The sequence below is a fragment of the Micromonospora sp. DT178 genome (genome assembly GCF_049841695.1).
Classification (GTDB): Bacteria; Actinomycetota; Actinomycetes; order Mycobacteriales; family Micromonosporaceae; genus Micromonospora.
In genome coordinates this window covers 141,129-156,937 of sequence record NZ_JBNCKV010000016.1, presented here as the reverse complement: position 1 = coordinate 156,937, position 15,809 = coordinate 141,129, and the positions used below count along the sequence as shown (strand labels likewise).

Sequence of the window (15,809 nt, the reverse complement as noted above, 5' to 3'; positions counted from 1 at the left end):
CCCGGGCCGCGACGTCAGCGGCGGGTCAGCTCGGTGTCGCCGGCGAGGCGGGCGGCGCGGTCGGCCTCGGCGAGGGCGTCGAGCACCCCGTCCAGGTCGCCGGCGAGCGCCAGGTCCAGGTTGTACGCGGTGTAGCCGATCCGGTGGTCGGTGATCCGGTTCTGCGGGAAGTTGTAGGTGCGGATCCGCTCGGAGCGGTCCACGGTGCGCACCTGCGCCTTGCGGGCGTCCGAGGCGGCCGCGTCGGCCTGCTCCTGGGCCGCCGCCAGCAGCCGGGCGCGCAGGATCCGCATCGCCTGCTCCCGGTTCTGCAACTGGGACTTCTCGTTCTGGCAGGAGACCACGATGCCGGTCGGCACGTGCGTGATCCGCACCGCCGAGTCGGTGGTGTTCACCGACTGGCCGCCGGGCCCCGACGAGCGGAACACGTCGATCCGCAGGTCGTTCGGGTCGATGGTGACGTCGACGTCCTCGGCCTCCGGCAGCACCAGCACCCCGGCGGCGCTCGTGTGGATGCGGCCCTGCGACTCGGTGACCGGTACGCGCTGCACCCGGTGCACGCCGCCCTCCCACTTGAGCCGGGACCAGACGCCGTTGCCGCCCTCGGGCACGCCCTTGGTCTTGATCGCCAGCGAGACGTCCTTGACCCCGCCCAGGTCCGAGTCCTGGGCGTCGAGCACCTCGGTGAGCCAGCCGCGCCGCTCGGCGTAGCGGGTGTACATCCGCAGCAGGTCGCCGGCGAAGAGCGCGGACTCCTCGCCGCCCTCGCCCGCCTTGATCTCGACGATCACGTCCTTGGCGTCGTGCGGGTCGCGCGGGATCAGCAGCTCCGCCAGCCGCTGCTCCAGCGCCGGCAGGCTCTCCGCGATCGACTCGGCCTCGGCGGCGAAGGACGCGTCCTCGGCGACCAGCTCCCGGGCGGCGGCGAGGTCGGCGCGGGCCTGCTCCAGCTCCCCGGCCGCCTTGTGCAGCGGGACCAGCTCGGCGTACCGACGGCCGACCCGGCGGGCGGTGCCCTGGTCGGCGTGGATGGCCGGGTCCGCCAGCCGCTTCTCCAGCTCGGCGTACTCGTCGAGGAGGGCGGCCAGACGCTCGCTGCTCATGCGGGGGAGGCTCCTTCGACGACGAGGACGGGACCGGGGGGAATACGGACGGCGCCCGCGTCCGGCACGAGACCGGACGCGGGCGCCGAACGAGGAGCTACTTGGCCTTCTTGGCCTGAACCTTGGCGTACTTCTGCTGGAACTTGGCCACCCGGCCCGCGGTGTCCAGGACGCGCTGCTTGCCGGTGTAGAACGGGTGGCAGGCGCTGCAGGTCTCGACGTGGATCGAGCCGCCCTTGGCGGTGCTGCGGGTGGTGAACGTGTTGCCGCAGGAGCAGCTGACCTCGGTGGTCACGTACTCCGGGTGGATGTTGGACTTCATCTCGCCTCGGTCCTCTCGTGGGTGGTCGCCGGGTCGCCGTCGGTGTCCGTCGCGGCGCGCGACGGGCTCGGGCGTGAACCGGAACCGGTGGCCGATTGACCAGTGTGCCATGGGCGTACGCCGACCCGGCAATCGGGCCGCACGGCTGGTCCGGCATCGACAACGCACGCCCCACCTCCCGCATTCCCGACGCCTGGCCGGGCATTCATCCCGGCACGGCCGCCGTCGGCGTCGTGCCCCGCCCGGGGCACGCGCCCCGGGCGGCGGGACCGCCGACGACGTACGACACGGAGGACCTGATGGCCCGCCTGATCGCCACCCGGGGACTGCCCGCCTCCGGCAAGACCACGTTCGCCCGGACGCTCCAGCCGTCCGTGGTCCGGGTCAACCGGGACGACCTGCGCCGGATGCTGCACGGCGAGCGGCTGTTCACCCAGTGGGCGGAGTGGCAGGTCACCGTCGTGCAGCGGGCCCAGGTCGAGGCGCTGCTGCGGGCCCGCGCCGACGTCTGCGTCGACGACACCAACCTGCGGTCGCGGACCCTGCGCGACTGGGCCGACCTGGCCGCCCGACACGGCGCCGAGTTCGAGGTGCACGACTTCACCGACGTGCCGCTCGCGGAGTGCCTGCGCCGCGACGCCGCCCGCCCCGAGGCCGACCGGGTCGGCGAGGCGTGGATCCGCCGGCTGCACGAGCGCTACCTGGAGGGCCGTACGCTGCCGCTGCCCGTGCCGCAGGCCCGCACGGGGCGGCCCGCCACGGTGCACGCCCCGTCGACCGAGCCGCCGGAGATCGTCCTGGTCGACATCGACGGCACGGTCGCGCTGAACGTCTCGCGCAGCCCGTACGACATGACCCGCGTCGCCGAGGACGAACCCAACCCGGCGGTGATCGCGGCGGTCCGGGCGATGCACGCCGCCGGGTACGGGGTGGTGTTCTGCTCGGGCCGGGACGCCACCGCCCGCGCCGCCACGGAGGCGTGGCTGGCCCGGCACGTCCGGGTCCCCTACCTCGGGCTGCACCTGCGCGCCGTCGGCGACAGCCGGAAGGACTCCGTGGTCAAGCGGGAGATCTACGAGCGCGAGATCGCCGACCGCTACCGGGTGGTCGGCGTCTTCGACGACCGCCAGCAGGTGGTACGGATGTGGCGCGCCCTCGGCCTCACCGTCTTCCAGGTGGCCGAGGGCGACTTCTGAGGCCCGCAACGTCGGAAAAGGGCCCCTCCCCCCACGCGCCGAGCGTCGGGGAAGGGGCCCTTCCTCACCTCCCGCTAGGCGGCCGGGGCCGCCGCGGCGGCCGTCAGGGTGACGGTCGCCTCGGCGCGTGCGCCGTTGACGTCGACGACCAGCTTGACCTGCGCGCCGGGGCGCAGGGCGGTGAGCTTGCCGGTGGCCGGGTCGAGGCGGGCCACGTGCCAGGGCTTCAGCCCGAGGATCGAGCCGACGTGCACGTTCGGCGAGGCGGACCAGTCCGCGCTCACCGGCGCCGCCACCGGCACCGTACGCCCGCCGGGCTGGGTCACCGTGGCGGTGACCGTCGCCGGGGCGCCGACCGCGACGCTGGCCGGGGCCGCCAATGCGAGCGCGTCGACGTGCGCGTGGAACTCGGCGGCGACCCAGCGCGGGCCCTCGACGAGCGGGTTGCGCCGGGCCCGGTCGGCCTCGGCCGGGCTCACCGGGTCCACCCCGAACTCCGTCCACCCGGTGAAGCCGCCCTGGTCGGCCGGGGTGGAGGGGTTCTTGCCCGAGTTGCCGTTGATCAGGTACGGCACCCCGTCGACCCGGTCGGCGTGGAAGGTGCCGACGTGCCCGCCGACGAAGGCCGCGCCCTTGCCGGTGCGGTGCTGGAAGTCGGCCAGCCACTGCTCCAGCAGCGCCGCCTCCTTCCGGTCGCCGAGCTGGCTGGCCTTGGCCGGGCTCGGGTCGCGCGGCGGGTGGTGGTGCAGCACGACCACCGAGCCGACGGCCGGGTCACCGGCCGCCGAGTCGAGCGCCTCGCGCAGCATCCGCACCTGGTCGAAGCCGCCGCCGCGCAGCGAGCCGGTCGACGAGTTCAGCGTGACGAACCGGGTGCCCCTGTGGTCGAAGGTCCGCTCGGTGTCGCCGAAGGCGGCCCGGAAGTTGGCGATCGGGGCGCCCATGATCTCGTGGTTGCCGGGCACGTAGTAGTACGGCAGCTCCCCGCCGAGTTCCTCGTCCAGCAGCCGCTTGGCCAGCGCGAAGTCCGCCGGGTAGGCGGTGTCGACGAAGTCGCCGTTGATCACCAGGAAGTCCGGCTTCGCGGCCTTGACCTCGCGGAGCGTACGGCGGGCCTGGGCGACCAGGTCGCTGTCCGGGTTCGCCGCGACGAACTGCGCGTCGGACATGACGGCGAAGCGCCAGGGCGCCCCGTCCACAGTGCCGTCACGCAGCACCACCCGGTCGGTACGCGGCTTCTCGGCCGGCGCGTCGACCGTCGGCGGCACCTTCGCCACCAGGTCGTCGATGACCACCTCGCTGCGGTACTGCGCGGCGGCGTTGGTCTCCGCCACGTAGAACCGGCGGACCCGCACCGGGTACTGCACTCCGGCGGGCACGGCGAACTCGACGTACTTCCAGCCCGTCCAGGTGATCAGCGGGCCGCGCAGCACGTGCTGGGTGTCCTGCGCGTCGTGCAGGTGCAGGCTGGGCCACTCCCCCGTGCCGTTGCCGTGGATCCACATGCCGAACGCCTGCGGCTGGCCGGCGACCTCGATCCAGGCCGGCGGGTCGGCGTACGCGGCCCGGGTGCCGGTGGACTGGCTGAAGTCGTACGTCATCTTCAGGCCCGTGCCGGTGCGGCCCGGCGCGGGCGCGACCGCGCCGCTGGCCCGGGCCTGGCTGAACTTCCAGGCCGCCGCGTCGTCGAAGCCGGCCACCGGCACGTCGGTGAGCCCGACGGTGACCGGCAGGACGGTGCTGCTCCGGCCGACGTGGACGGTGACCAGCGCCGAGCCGGTGTCCCGCAGGGCGGTGACGGAGAGGTTACCGTCGGCGGTCGGGGCGATCTTCAGCAGTTCCTTGTCGTAGTCGAGCTTCAGGTCGGCCGGCTCGATGGGGGCGGTGTTGCCCTCGGCGTCGTAGCCGACGACGCCGAACAGCGCGCTGCCCTGCGCGCCGGTCAGGCCGACCCGGTCCACCGTGGAGTCGATCCGGGCCAGCGGCCCGAGCACGGTCAGGTCGAGGGTGCCACGGGCCCCGTCCCGCGAGGCGGTGACCGTGGTGCTGCCGGGCAGGAGGGCCCGGAAGCGGCCCTTGCCGTCGACGACGCCGTGCACCGCCGGGTTGGCCCGCCACGTCGGCGCGCCGGCCGCCGGGCCGTACGTCTCGTCGTGGCCGGCGGCGGTGAGTTGCCTGGTCAGGCCAGGGAAGACGCGGTCGGGCCGACCGCCGCGCACCGGCGCGACGCCGGGGGCGGTGGTCGGGTCGCTGGCGGTCTCCAGCCAGTACCCGGTGAGCCGGCCGCTGCCCTTGGGCGCGTAGATGGCCAGGCCGTTGGGCACGGCGCGCTCGCTGCCGTCGGACGGGCTGTTCTCCACCTGCACGGCCGCCGCACCCGGTTCCCGGGCGAGCAGCGTCGAGGAGCCGCCGCCGTCGAGGTTGAGCGCGTGGTGCGCGCCGAGTTCGGCCATCATGCGGCCCATCTCGGTCTGGGTGACGCCGCGGCTGTCGACCTGCCGGCCGTCCACGGTCAGCATGATCATGCGGCGACCGTCGGCGGAGAAGCCGACGGACGTGCGCGGGGCCAGCGACGCGTCGGCGATGCTCTGCACCACTCCGTCGCGGACCAGCACGTTGCCGCCGCCGACGGCCGCGTGCAGGGTGCTGCCGTCCGCCGGCTTGGGCTGGTAGGCGACGGTCACCGGGTCGCCGGGGCGCAGCCCGGCGAGGGCGTCCGCGCCGGCGTCACGGCCGAGCAGCACGGTGGTGCCGGCCGGGACCGCCCCGCTTCCGGCCGTGCCGCCGACGGTGGCGACGCGGCCGTCGACCACCGTGACCTCCGTGACGCGGGCGGCGCCCTCGACCGCGCGTTGCCGGGTGTACGACCCCCAGAGCGCGGTGAACACGCCGATCCCGTTCGCCTGGATCATGTTGTTGAACTGGGTCAGCGTCACCGGACCGGTGGGCAGGGTCGCGGTGCCGTCGAAGTTCACCTCGATGACCCGGCCGAGCCCCTCGGTGGTGATCGCGACGGCGTTGCGGTGCCCGTTGACCGCCGACTGGACCAGTTGGCCGTCGCGGACGCCGACGCCCTGGGCGGCACCGGAGTTGTTGATGTCGAAGAAGTCACCGTTGACGGCGGCGACCGCACGGGCCGCGTCGACGGCGCCGCGCAGCGGCTCGGCCCGGCTGACCGCGCCGGAGTTGACGTAGTCCACGGTCAGGCCGCCGGTGAGGTCGGCGGTCAGCGCGTCCGCGCGCAGCCAGCCGTCGGCGTCGTACCGGTCGAAGGAGGTCAGATTCAGGCCCGGGGCGACCGGGCGGGTGGTCTTCGCGGTCTCCAGCCCGCCGGCCGGCTCCACGCCGGTCGGGGCCGCGGCGGCCGACATGCTCGCGGCCGGGTCGCCGGCGAGCGTCACGGAGCCCGTGGAGTACGAGGAGGCACGCGGTGCGTCCTCGGCCGCGGTGAGGGACGGGTCGGTGGCCGGAGCCGGCGCGCCGGCGTTCGCCGGCACGGTGCCGGCCAGGGTGAGCAGCGGCGTCAGCAGCAGGACGCCTGCGAGCCGGGCGGATCGTCTGCGGGTACGCATGGGCGACAGTCAACCGGACGGTGAATAGAAGTTTCAATAGCTGCCGGCCAAAGCGAAGGAAAACTCCACCCTTCCGGCTGCCGTCATCGCCGCTACCGGCACCGCCCTCCGGACGGCGGCGCCCGCACCACGCCGTCCCCTGTGCCGCGCAGGCGGGGCCGCTTCCGGCACGGCGGACCGCACCGCCAAACCCGCACGCCGCACCGCCACACCCGCGCGCCGCACCGCCCCGCACGCCGCACGCGCGTGCCGCACCGCAGCGGCGCTCGTGGGCCGCGCGGCCAACCACCTTCGGTCACGGAGAGTGGGCGCCCTTGGGGCCGCCCACCCCGCGCTCCGTCCCCTTTGCTCTGCAGTCATATCCGCACCGGACACTGCGCGTAAGCGTTGCGTATGTGGCTGCAGAGCAAAGGGGACGCGGGGGATGGTGCCGCAAGATCGGATCTCGGGACAGAGTGCCTGGTCAGAAGGCCGCAGCGGTGGCGGCCGGACAGGAAATCTCTTCGCGCGACCGGATTCGAACACGTAGAGTCACATCGGAGCCGCTTCGAGGCGAACGTCACCGATCGTCACCAACCCGGGCCGGCAAGGGTCGATCGCTCCGGGCGGTCCGTCTGCGGACGCGGCACCGGAGCACTGAACGGAACCGGAGGCAGGACGGAACCGGAGGCAGGGACGCGAGAAGGGCACGGCCTTGTGGCCGTGCCCTTCTCGCTGTCTCACCCGGGGAGGGTCACTCCCCCGGCGTCGACTTGGCGATCTGCATCAGGAACTCGATGTTGGTGCGGGTCTGCTTGAGCTTGTCCAGCAGCAGGTCCAGCGCCGCCTGCGAGTCCAGCGAGTGCAGGACCTTCCGGAGCTTGTGGATGATGGCCAGCTCCTCCGGCGCGAGCAGGATCTCCTCCTTGCGCGTACCGGACGGGTGGATGTCGATGGCCGGGAAGATGCGCTTGTCGGCGATCTTCCGGTCCAGCTTCAGCTCCGCGTTGCCGGTGCCCTTGAACTCCTCGAAGATGACCGTGTCCGCCATGGACCCGGTCTCCACCAGCGCGGTGGCGAGGATGGTCAGCGAGCCGCCGTTCTCGATGTTGCGGGCCGCACCCAGGAAGCGCTTCGGCGGGTAGAGCGCGGTGGAGTCGATACCACCCGACATGATCCGGCCGCTGGCCGGCGCCGCCAGGTTGTACGAGCGACCGAGGCGGGTCACCGAGTCGAGCAGCACGACCACGTCGTGGCCCAGCTCGACCAGGCGCTTCGCCCGCTCGATCGCCAGCTCGGCCACCGTGGTGTGGTCCTGCGGCGGACGGTCGAACGTCGCCGCGATGACCTCACCCTTCACCGACCGCTGCATGTCGGTGACCTCTTCGGGCCGCTCGTCCACCAGCACCACCATCAGGTGGCACTCCGGGTTGTTGTGCGTGATCGCGTTCGCGATGGCCTGGAGCACCATCGTCTTACCCGCCTTCGGCGGCGACACGATCAGCGCGCGCTGGCCCTTGCCGAGCGGCATGACCAGGTCGATGACCCGGGTGGTGAGGATGTGCGGCTCGGTCTCCAGCCGCAGGCGCTCCTGCGGGTAGAGCGGGGTGAGCTTGTAGAACTCCGGCCGGCGCCTCGCCTCGTCCGGCTCCATCCCGTTGATGGTGTCCAGCCGCACCAGCGGGTTGTACTTGTCCCGCCGCTGCTCGCCGTCGCGCGAGGCGCGCACCGCACCGGTGATGGCGTCGCCGCGCCGCAGGCCGTACTTCTTGATCTGCGACATGGAGACGTAGACGTCGTTCGGGCCGGCCAGGTAGCCGGTGGTCCGCACGAACGCGTAGTTGTCGAGCACGTCGATGATGCCGGCCACCGGGACGAGCACGTCGTCCTCGCCGACCTGCGGCTCGCGCCCGCCGTCGCGCCCACCGTCGCGCCCGCCGTCGCCGCCGCCCTCGGGCCGCTCACCGCGGCCACGGCGGCGGTCCCGGAACCGGCTGCGCCGGCCACGCCGGCCACCGCTCTCGTCGTCGTCGTCGTTGTCACGCTCGACGCGCTGACCCCGGTCGCCGCGCTCGTTGCGGTCGCGGTCGCCCCGCTCGGCACGCTCGCCCCGCTCGTTGCGGTCGCCGCGCTCCGCACGCTCGCCGCGGTCACCCCGCTCGTTGCGCTCGCCACGCTCGGCACGGTCGCCCCGCTCGGCACGCTCGCCGCGCTCGCCGCGCTCCGCACGGTCACCCCGCTCGGCGCGGTCGCCGCGCTCGGCGCGGTCGCCGCGCTCGGCGCGGTCGCCGCGCTCGGCGCGGTCGCCGCGCTCGGCACGGTCGCCGCGCTCGGCACGGTCACCCCGCTCGGCACGGTCACCCCGCTCGGCACGCTCGCCGCGCTCCGCGCGCTCGGCACGGTCGCCGCGCTCACGGCCACGGTCGGCACGCTCGCCGGCCTCGGCCTCGTCCGCGCGCGGCTCCGCCGGAGTGACCTCCGCCGGACGAGCCGCCTCCGCCGGACGGGCCGCCTCCGCCGGACGAACCTCCGCCGGACGGGCCTCCGCGGCCCGTGCCTCGGAGGTGGCGGCCCGGCTGCGCCGGGTCCGGCCACGGGGCTCGGTCTCTGCCGCCGCGGGCTCCGCCGGAGCCTGCGCCGCGGTGCGCCGCCCGGCCGCCGGCCGCTCGGTGGTCTCGCGGACCTCGGCATGGGCCTCTTCACGGGCGGGAGCGGCAGCGGCCTCGGCCCGCGGTCGAGGGGTCCCGGCGGCGGCGCCGCCCTGCCGCTCGGAGATCGCGCTGATCAGCTCGCCCTTGCGCATCCGGGCCGTGCCCGAGATGCCGAGCGACGCGGCCAGGCTCTGCAGCTCCGGCAGCAGCATCGCCGACAGGCCGGTGCCGCTGCGCCGACGACGGGCGGGGGCGGCGGCGGTGGTGGCATCGCCAGCGACGTTGGAAACATCCGACGTCACGTCGGTGGTGTCGCTCAATGGATTCCTTCCCTCGATAGGCCGGGACTGCCCGGAGTCGAAAAGCAAGGTGGCCGGGCGGCCTCGGTGCACCCGCCTCGCATGGACGCGTCGCGGGAGTCTGTAGCACAGCAGCCGGTCGGTTTCCCGACTCACCGAACGTCGGTGAGCAGGTCTCGCCGTCTGCGGCGACCTGTGAAGACTGCGGTGCGGCGTGGGCCTAGGCAGGGGTGACGGGCTGACCGCCGAGAGCTTCGGGGGTGCGCCGACCCGCAGGGAGATCGCATGCTTCGCGGCTGTGCTAAGTCTAGAGCGTAATCAACTCTTCCGACCTGCGGCAACAGGGTCCCGCTCTGCGTGTCCCAGTCTACCCCGGGCAACCTGTGCTCCGCGCCCGTCTGGATCCAACCGCCAGACCTCCCAACATGTTCCCGGGTCGAAGCCCTCGGGCGGGGCGGTCAGGGCCAGGACGGTCGGGCCCGCACCACTGATCACGGCGGCCACACCGGCCTCACGCAGCGCTTTCACCAGGCCGGCACTGCCCGGCATGCTCTCGGCGCGGTAGTCCTGGTGCAGCCGGTCGACCGTGGCTGGCAGCAGCAGACCCGGGTCGGCGGTCAGCGCGTGCACCAGCAGCGCGGCGCGGCCGGCATTCAGCGCCGCGTCGCCGTGGGGCACGGTGGCCGGCAGCGCGGCCCGCGCGGTCGCCGTCAGGCCGCGCTCCGCCGGCACGAAGACCGTCGGTCGTACGCCGTCGGCGACCGGCAGCGACACCGCCCGGGCGCCGGAGGGCTCCGTCCAGGCCAGGGTGAAGCCGCCGAGCAGGCACGGCGCCACGTTGTCCGGATGGCCCTCGATCTCGGCGGCGAGGCGCAGCGTGGCGGCGTCGTCGAGCCGGGCCTCGCCGTCGGTGACCAGCGCGCGGGCCAGCAGCACGCCGGCGACGATCGCCGCGGACGAGGACCCCAGCCCACGGGCCTGCGGGATGCGGTTCACGCACTCCACCGCCAGCCCGGGCGGCTGCCCGCCGAGCGCGTCGAAGGCCGCCCGCATGGCCCGGACGACCAGGTGCCGGTCGTCGGCCGGCAGCTCCCCGGTGCCCTGCCCGGCCACGGTCACCGTGACGCCCCCCGCCGTCACCTCGGCGGCCACGTCGTCGTGCAGCGCCAGGGCGAGCCCCAGGGCGTCGAACCCCGGCCCCAGGTTGGCGCTGGTGGCGGGGACCCGGACCCGGACCGGGCCGGAGATGAAGTTCGTCGGCACGGGCTCATGGTAGGGCCGCGTACCGACGGGGCGGATGTCCGCCCGCCGGATGGGACCGGGCCGGACGGCCTCGTCGCAGGGCGGTGGTGGCACCGCCGGTCCGTTAGCCTGGCCCGACCGACGGCGGCTGGAGGCAGGGATGCGCGAACTCGGGTACATGGCGACGGCGGTCGTCTTCGAGGCGCCCACGGTGCTGGTGCTGCTGGCCGGCCTCGTACTGGCCGCGACGGCCGGGCGGCGACTGCCCCGCAAGCCCCGGCTGCTGGCGCTGTCCGGGCTCGGTGTGCTGCTGGCCTGCGCGCTGCTCAACGTGGCCTGGTCCCTGCTGCTGCCCCGCGCGTTCAGCTTCGACTGGGGGTACTCGAACTTCCAGCTCATGAACCTGGCCTACGGCGGGGTGCAGGCCCTGGCGTACCCGATCGGGACGGGTCTGCTGATCGCGGCGGTGCTGGTCGGGCGGCGGGCGGGCGGCGCGGAGGCCGGCCCCTTCGGCGCACGACCGCTCGCCGACGGCGGCCCGGTGCCGACCACCGCGCCGGCGCCCGCCGCCCAGCCGGCGCCGCCGACCGGCCCGGGGTGGACCGCGGCGGGCGACGCCGACGTGCCGGCGCAGTGGGGCGGCCGGTCCCGGCCGGACGCGCCGACGGGCGCCGGCGCGGACCGACCCTGACCGCCGGCCGGGTCAGCGGGCGGCGCTTACGGGCGCGCGGCGCGCGGGGCCGGTCGCTGCCGGGTCAGCGGGCGGCGCTCGGGGCCGGCTGCGTGGCCGGGTCCGTGAGCGAGAGCCGGCGGGTGGCGATCCGCCAGCCGATCGCGTAGACCACCGTGACCAGGCCGCAGCTGGCCAGCACCACCCGCTCGTCCACGGTGTCCACCACGGCGGCCACGGCGAGCTGGCTGACCGAGACGGCGAGGGTCGCCAGCATCATGTCGGTGGCGAAGACGCGGCCCCGCAGCCGGTCCGGCACCTCGCCCTGGAGGGCGAAGTTCGACATCACCCAGTTGCTGCCGCCCGCGAAGTGGGCGACGAAGACCAGGGCCAGCACCAGCGGGAACCAGTTGGCGACCGAGGTGCCGAGGTAGGCCAGGCCGTAGAGGGACATCGACAGCGCCAGCCCGGGCAGCAGCCAGGCCCGGTTGGTCAGCACCCGGCGCATTAGGATCGGCCCGACGAGCGCCCCCGCCCCGCGGACCGCGAAGAGCAGCCCGGTGCCGACAGGGCCCACGCCGTACACCGCCGCGAGCAGCGGAAACACCGTCAGCACGCCGTTGCCGAGGCCGACCGCCGACTTCACGGTGACCAGCGCCAGCACCCTCGGCCGGTGTCCGATGTAGCCCAGCGCCTCCCGGATCGCCGGCCAGGTCCGCTGCGTTGGCAGGGCCGCGTCGCGGGGCGCCTGCAACGGCCGGCGGATCAGCGTGGCCAGGCCCGCGGCGACCACCAGGCCGACCGCCGCCACCGAGAAGCAGGCGTACGGGCCGACGGCGGCGCTGAGCACGCCACCCAGGGAGGCGCCGACGACGGTCATGGTGCCCCAGGCCGACCCCGCGACGGCGTTGCCGGCGGCCAGTTCGTCCGGGTCGAGCACGTTGGGCAGGGCCGCCTGGGCCGCCGGGGAGTAGAACGCCTTGGCGACCGCCACCACACCGATCCCGGCCATCGCCAGCCAGGCGGTCCCGGCGCTGCGCACCCCGAGCAGCAGCAGCACGCCGAGCAGGGCCGCCACGTTCGAAATGATCATGATCTTGCGCCGGTCGAACCGGTCGGCGATCGTGCCCGTGTACGGCAGCAGCAACGCCACGATCCCGGTGTCGACGGCGAGCACCAGCGCGCCCCACACCCCGCTGCCGGTCAGGTCCGGCAGCAGCACGAGCAGCGGCACCATGACGAACCAGTCGGCACCGAAGACCACCAGCTCCGCGAGGAAGAGATTGCGGAAGTTCCGGTTGCGGGTGAGGACCGAGACGGTGGACGGCACGTCCGGATACCCTACCGGGCCCCGGCCGGCGGGCCGGGCGTACGGCGGGTACCTGACCGAACGCGAACGCCCCCGGCGGGCGGGACCCGTCGGGGGCGTTCGCGGACGTACCGCTACTCGGTCGGCGGCAGCGGGGACGTGCGGCTCTTCGGCAGCCGCAGCACCTCGAACTGGTCGGTGCCGTCCACCAGCGCGCCCGACGGCGTCAGCCGGGACGCCGGGGCGTCGGCGGCCTCCGCGCCGGCGGTGGACGGGGCACCCGCGGCGGGCACCGGTACCGGCTCGGCGGCGGGCGCCCCGCCGTCGTCGCCGGCCGGGCCGCCGTCGCCCGTGCCGGTGGCCGGGGCCACCCCGCCGGAGCGGCGGGCCCGCCGGGAGCGGAACGACTCCTTGGTGTTCTCCGCCATGGCGTAGAGCGTCGGCACCAGGATCAGGGTGAGCAGCGTCGAGCTGAGCAGCCCGCCGATCACCACGATCGCCAGCGGCTTGGAGATGAAGCCGCCCTCCCCCGTGAGGCCGAGCGCCATCGGCAACAGCGCGAAGATGGTGGCGACCGCGGTCATCAGGATCGGTCGCAGCCGGCGCCGGCCGCCCTCGACCACCGCCTCCTGGACCCCCATGCCCTGGGCCCGGTACTGGTTGACCAGGTCCAGCAGCACGATCGCGTTTGTCACCACGATGCCGACCAGCATGAGCACGCCGATCAGCGCCGGCACGCCCAGCGGGGTGCCGGTGGCGAGCAGCAGGCCGATCGCGCCGGTCGCCGCGAACGGGATGGAGATCAGCAGGATCAGCGCCTGGACCAGGCTCCGGAACGTCGCCACCATGATCAGGAAGACGATCGCGATGGCGGCGAGCACGGCCAGGCCCAGGTCGGCGAAGGCCTCCTCCTGGTCGGCGCTGACGCCGCCGATGGCGAAGGTCGCCCCCGGCACGTCGATGCCGTCCAGCTTCTTCTGCAGCTCCTGGGTGATGGCGCCGAGGTTCGAGCCGGTGGCCGTACCGGTGACGGAGACGCTGCGCTCGCCGTCGATCCGGCTCACCTGCTGCGGGCCCTCGGTCTGGGTGACGTCGGCGATGTCGTCGAGCTTCACCGGCCCGACCGGCATCGCGCGCAGCTCCTCCACCGTGGTCGGCGGCTTGCCCGCGAACCGCAGCACCACGTCCCGCTGCCCGTCGTCGAGCGTGACCTGCCCCAGGGGCGAGCCCCGGAACGCCTGGGCCACCACCTGACCGACGGCGGCCTCGGTGAGCCCGACCCGGCCGGCGGCGACCCGGTCGACGGTGACGTCGACGCGCGGCACCCGCGTGGCGAGGCTGGTGGAGACGTCCTCGACGCCCGCCAGCCCGGCCATCGCCGACCGGACCTCCTCGGCGGCCCGGGTCAGCGCCTCCGGGTCGGCGCCCTGGACGACCACCTCGATCTGGTTGGCCGCCGCCCCGCCCTGACCGGCGCCGAAGCTGACCTCACCGACGGCCGGGCCCAGCGCGTCGAACTCCCGGCGCAGCTTCTCCCGCATCTGCTGAGCGTCGGTGCCGTCGCCGAGCGCCAGCGACCAGTTGGCGACGTTGTTGCCGCCGCCGCCGAACGGGTTGTCCCCGCCGCCGGCGGTGACCTGGTACGTCTCGACGTCCTCGGTGCGCTCCAGCACCGCCTCGATCTGCTTGGCCGCCGCGTCGGTGCCGACCAGGCCGGTGCCCGCCGGCAGTTCCTGGGTGATGCTCAGGGTGTCCTGGCCGGAGTCGTCGATGAAGTTGGTCTCCAGCTGCCGGGACAGGCCGAAGGTGCCGAACAGCACGAGCACGCCCAGCCCCAGCGTGATCCACCGGGTGGCCCGCTTGCGGGTGGCGAACCCGATCACCGGCAGGTAGGCCCGCTGCAACGGGTTGCGCAGCTCCTTCTCCTCGGCCGCCCGGCGCACCGCGGCGTCGTCCGCCGTGCCGCTCGGAGGCTTCAGGAACCAGTACGCGAGCACCGGGATGACGGTCAGCGAGACCAGCAGCGAGGCGAGCAGGGCCACCGTGACGGTGATCGCGAACGGCGCGAAGAGCTGCCCGACGAAGCCGCCCACCAGCGCGATCGGCGCGAATACGGCGACCGTGGTGAGGGTGGACGCGGTCACCGCCCCGGCCACCTCGCGGACGGCGGCGAGGATCGCCTGCCGCTTCGGCTCGCCGTACTCCAGGTGTCTCTTGATGTTCTCCAGCACGACGATCGAGTCGTCGACCACCCGGCCGACCGCGATGGTGAGTGCGCCGAGGGTGAGCAGGTTGAGCGAGTAGTCGCCGATCCAGAGGGCGATCAGGGCGACCACCACCGAGAGCGGGATGGAGACCGCGGTGACCACGGTGGAGCGGACCGACAGCAGGAAGACCAGGATGACCACGACGGCCATCACCAGGCCCAGCAGGCCCTCGGTGGTCAGGCTCTCGATCGACTTCTCGACGAAGGGCGCCTGGTCGAAGACGACGGTCAGCTCGGCGCCGGAGGCCTCCCGCAGCTCGGCGAGCCGGTCCCGGATCTCGTGGGAGATCTCCACCGCGTTGCCGTCCGGGGAGGCGGTGACCGCGATGCCCAGGCTGTCCTTGCCGTTGGTGCGGGTGATCGCGGTGGCCGGGGCGAGCTGCTGCTCGACGGTGGCCACGTCGCCGAGGCGGACCGGGGCCGCCCGGCCCGTCGCCGGCGCGACCACGACGCCCCGCAGGTCGTCCAGGGTGGCGAGCCGGGTACCGACCTGCACCGGGAGCGCGCGGGTGCCGTCGGTCACGGCGCCGGCCGGCACCGTCACGCCGTTGGTCTTCAACGCCGCGCCGAGCGCGGTCGGCTGGAGCTTCGCCGCCGCCAGCTTGGCCGGGTCCGGGGTGACCACCACGACGTCGTCGCGGGCGCCGGTCAGGTCGACCGTCCGCACCCCCTCGATCGCCTCCAGCTCGGGCACCACCGTGGCGCGCAGCTTCTCCGCGAGGACGCGCTGGTCGTCACCGCCGGAGGCGGCGAGCACCACCGCGGGCAGGTCGTCGGTGCTGCCGGCGATGACCTGCGGGTCGACCCCCTCGGGCAGCTGCGCGTCGATCCGGTTGAGCGCGGTCTGCATCTTGTTGACCACGTCGTCCAGGTCGGTGCCGAACTCGTACTGGACCTGGACGGTCGTGGAGCCCTCGCGGGAGGTCGAGGTGACCTGGTCCAGCCCGGGGATGCCCTGGAGGGCGTTCTCGATCGGCTCGGTGACCTGCGACTCGACGACCTCGGGCCCGGCGCCGGGGTAGACCGCCACGATGAAGGCCGCCGGGAACTCCAGCGACGGCAGGAGCTGCTGCTTCAGTGACGGTACGGCGAACGCCCCGAACAGCGTGGTCACCACCGCGATGAGGGCGATCAGCCCTCGGTTGGCGAGGCTGAATCTGGCGAGCAGCGACATCGGCGTGACTCACTCCTGAAAAGGCG

Annotated in this window: 9 protein-coding genes; 2 read left to right on the top strand and 7 right to left on the bottom strand. The window is 74.1% G+C overall.

What is annotated here, in order from left to right:
- Positions 1-14: 14 nt before the first annotated feature.
- Both prfA and rpmE read right to left on the bottom strand, forming a co-directional pair.
- A complete protein-coding gene (prfA, locus tag ACLQ22_RS25250) occupies positions 15-1,103 on the bottom strand; it encodes a peptide chain release factor 1 (RefSeq protein WP_366639290.1) in 1,089 nt (362 codons plus the stop codon).
- A 97-nt stretch (positions 1,104-1,200) separates the two neighbouring features.
- Complete coding sequence (gene rpmE, locus ACLQ22_RS25245; RefSeq protein WP_088998650.1) at positions 1,201-1,425, bottom strand: 50S ribosomal protein L31; 225 nt, start codon at positions 1,423-1,425, stop codon at positions 1,201-1,203.
- Between the two features lie 299 nt (positions 1,426-1,724).
- Here rpmE and ACLQ22_RS25240 point away from each other — a divergent pair, with 299 nt between their 5' ends.
- The gene (locus ACLQ22_RS25240; protein ID WP_425694526.1) at positions 1,725-2,621 is read left to right on the top strand and encodes an AAA family ATPase; all 897 of its coding nucleotides are present in this window, start codon (positions 1,725-1,727) and stop codon (positions 2,619-2,621) included.
- A 74-nt stretch (positions 2,622-2,695) separates the two neighbouring features.
- Here the strand turns inward: ACLQ22_RS25240 and ACLQ22_RS25235 are convergent, their stop codons facing one another.
- The 3 genes from ACLQ22_RS25235 to thrB all read right to left on the bottom strand — a co-directional run bounded on the left by ACLQ22_RS25235 (position 2,696) and on the right by thrB (position 10,385).
- Positions 2,696-6,193, bottom strand: coding sequence for a phosphodiester glycosidase family protein (locus ACLQ22_RS25235; RefSeq protein ID WP_425694493.1), 3,498 nt, complete (start codon positions 6,191-6,193; stop codon positions 2,696-2,698).
- 733 nt (positions 6,194-6,926) lie between these two features.
- The gene (gene rho, locus ACLQ22_RS25230; protein ID WP_425694492.1) at positions 6,927-9,143 is read right to left on the bottom strand and encodes a transcription termination factor Rho; all 2,217 of its coding nucleotides are present in this window, start codon (positions 9,141-9,143) and stop codon (positions 6,927-6,929) included.
- Positions 9,144-9,440: 297 nt separating this feature from the next.
- Complete coding sequence (thrB, locus tag ACLQ22_RS25225; protein ID WP_425694491.1) at positions 9,441-10,385, bottom strand: homoserine kinase; 945 nt, start codon at positions 10,383-10,385, stop codon at positions 9,441-9,443.
- Positions 10,386-10,524: 139 nt separating this feature from the next.
- Between thrB and ACLQ22_RS25220 the strand changes: the two genes are divergently transcribed.
- A complete protein-coding gene (locus ACLQ22_RS25220) occupies positions 10,525-11,055 on the top strand; it encodes a hypothetical protein (protein WP_425694490.1) in 531 nt (176 codons plus the stop codon).
- Between the two features lie 64 nt (positions 11,056-11,119).
- Here ACLQ22_RS25220 and ACLQ22_RS25215 read toward each other — a convergent pair whose 3' ends face one another.
- On the bottom strand, positions 11,120-12,364 hold the full coding sequence (locus ACLQ22_RS25215; protein ID WP_425694489.1) for an MFS transporter: 1,245 nt from the start codon (positions 12,362-12,364) through the stop codon (positions 11,120-11,122).
- Positions 12,365-12,477: 113 nt separating this feature from the next.
- Entirely contained in the window at positions 12,478-15,783 is a 3,306-nt protein-coding gene (locus tag ACLQ22_RS25210; protein ID WP_425694488.1) for an efflux RND transporter permease subunit, read from the bottom strand.
- Positions 15,784-15,809 lie beyond the last annotated feature (26 nt).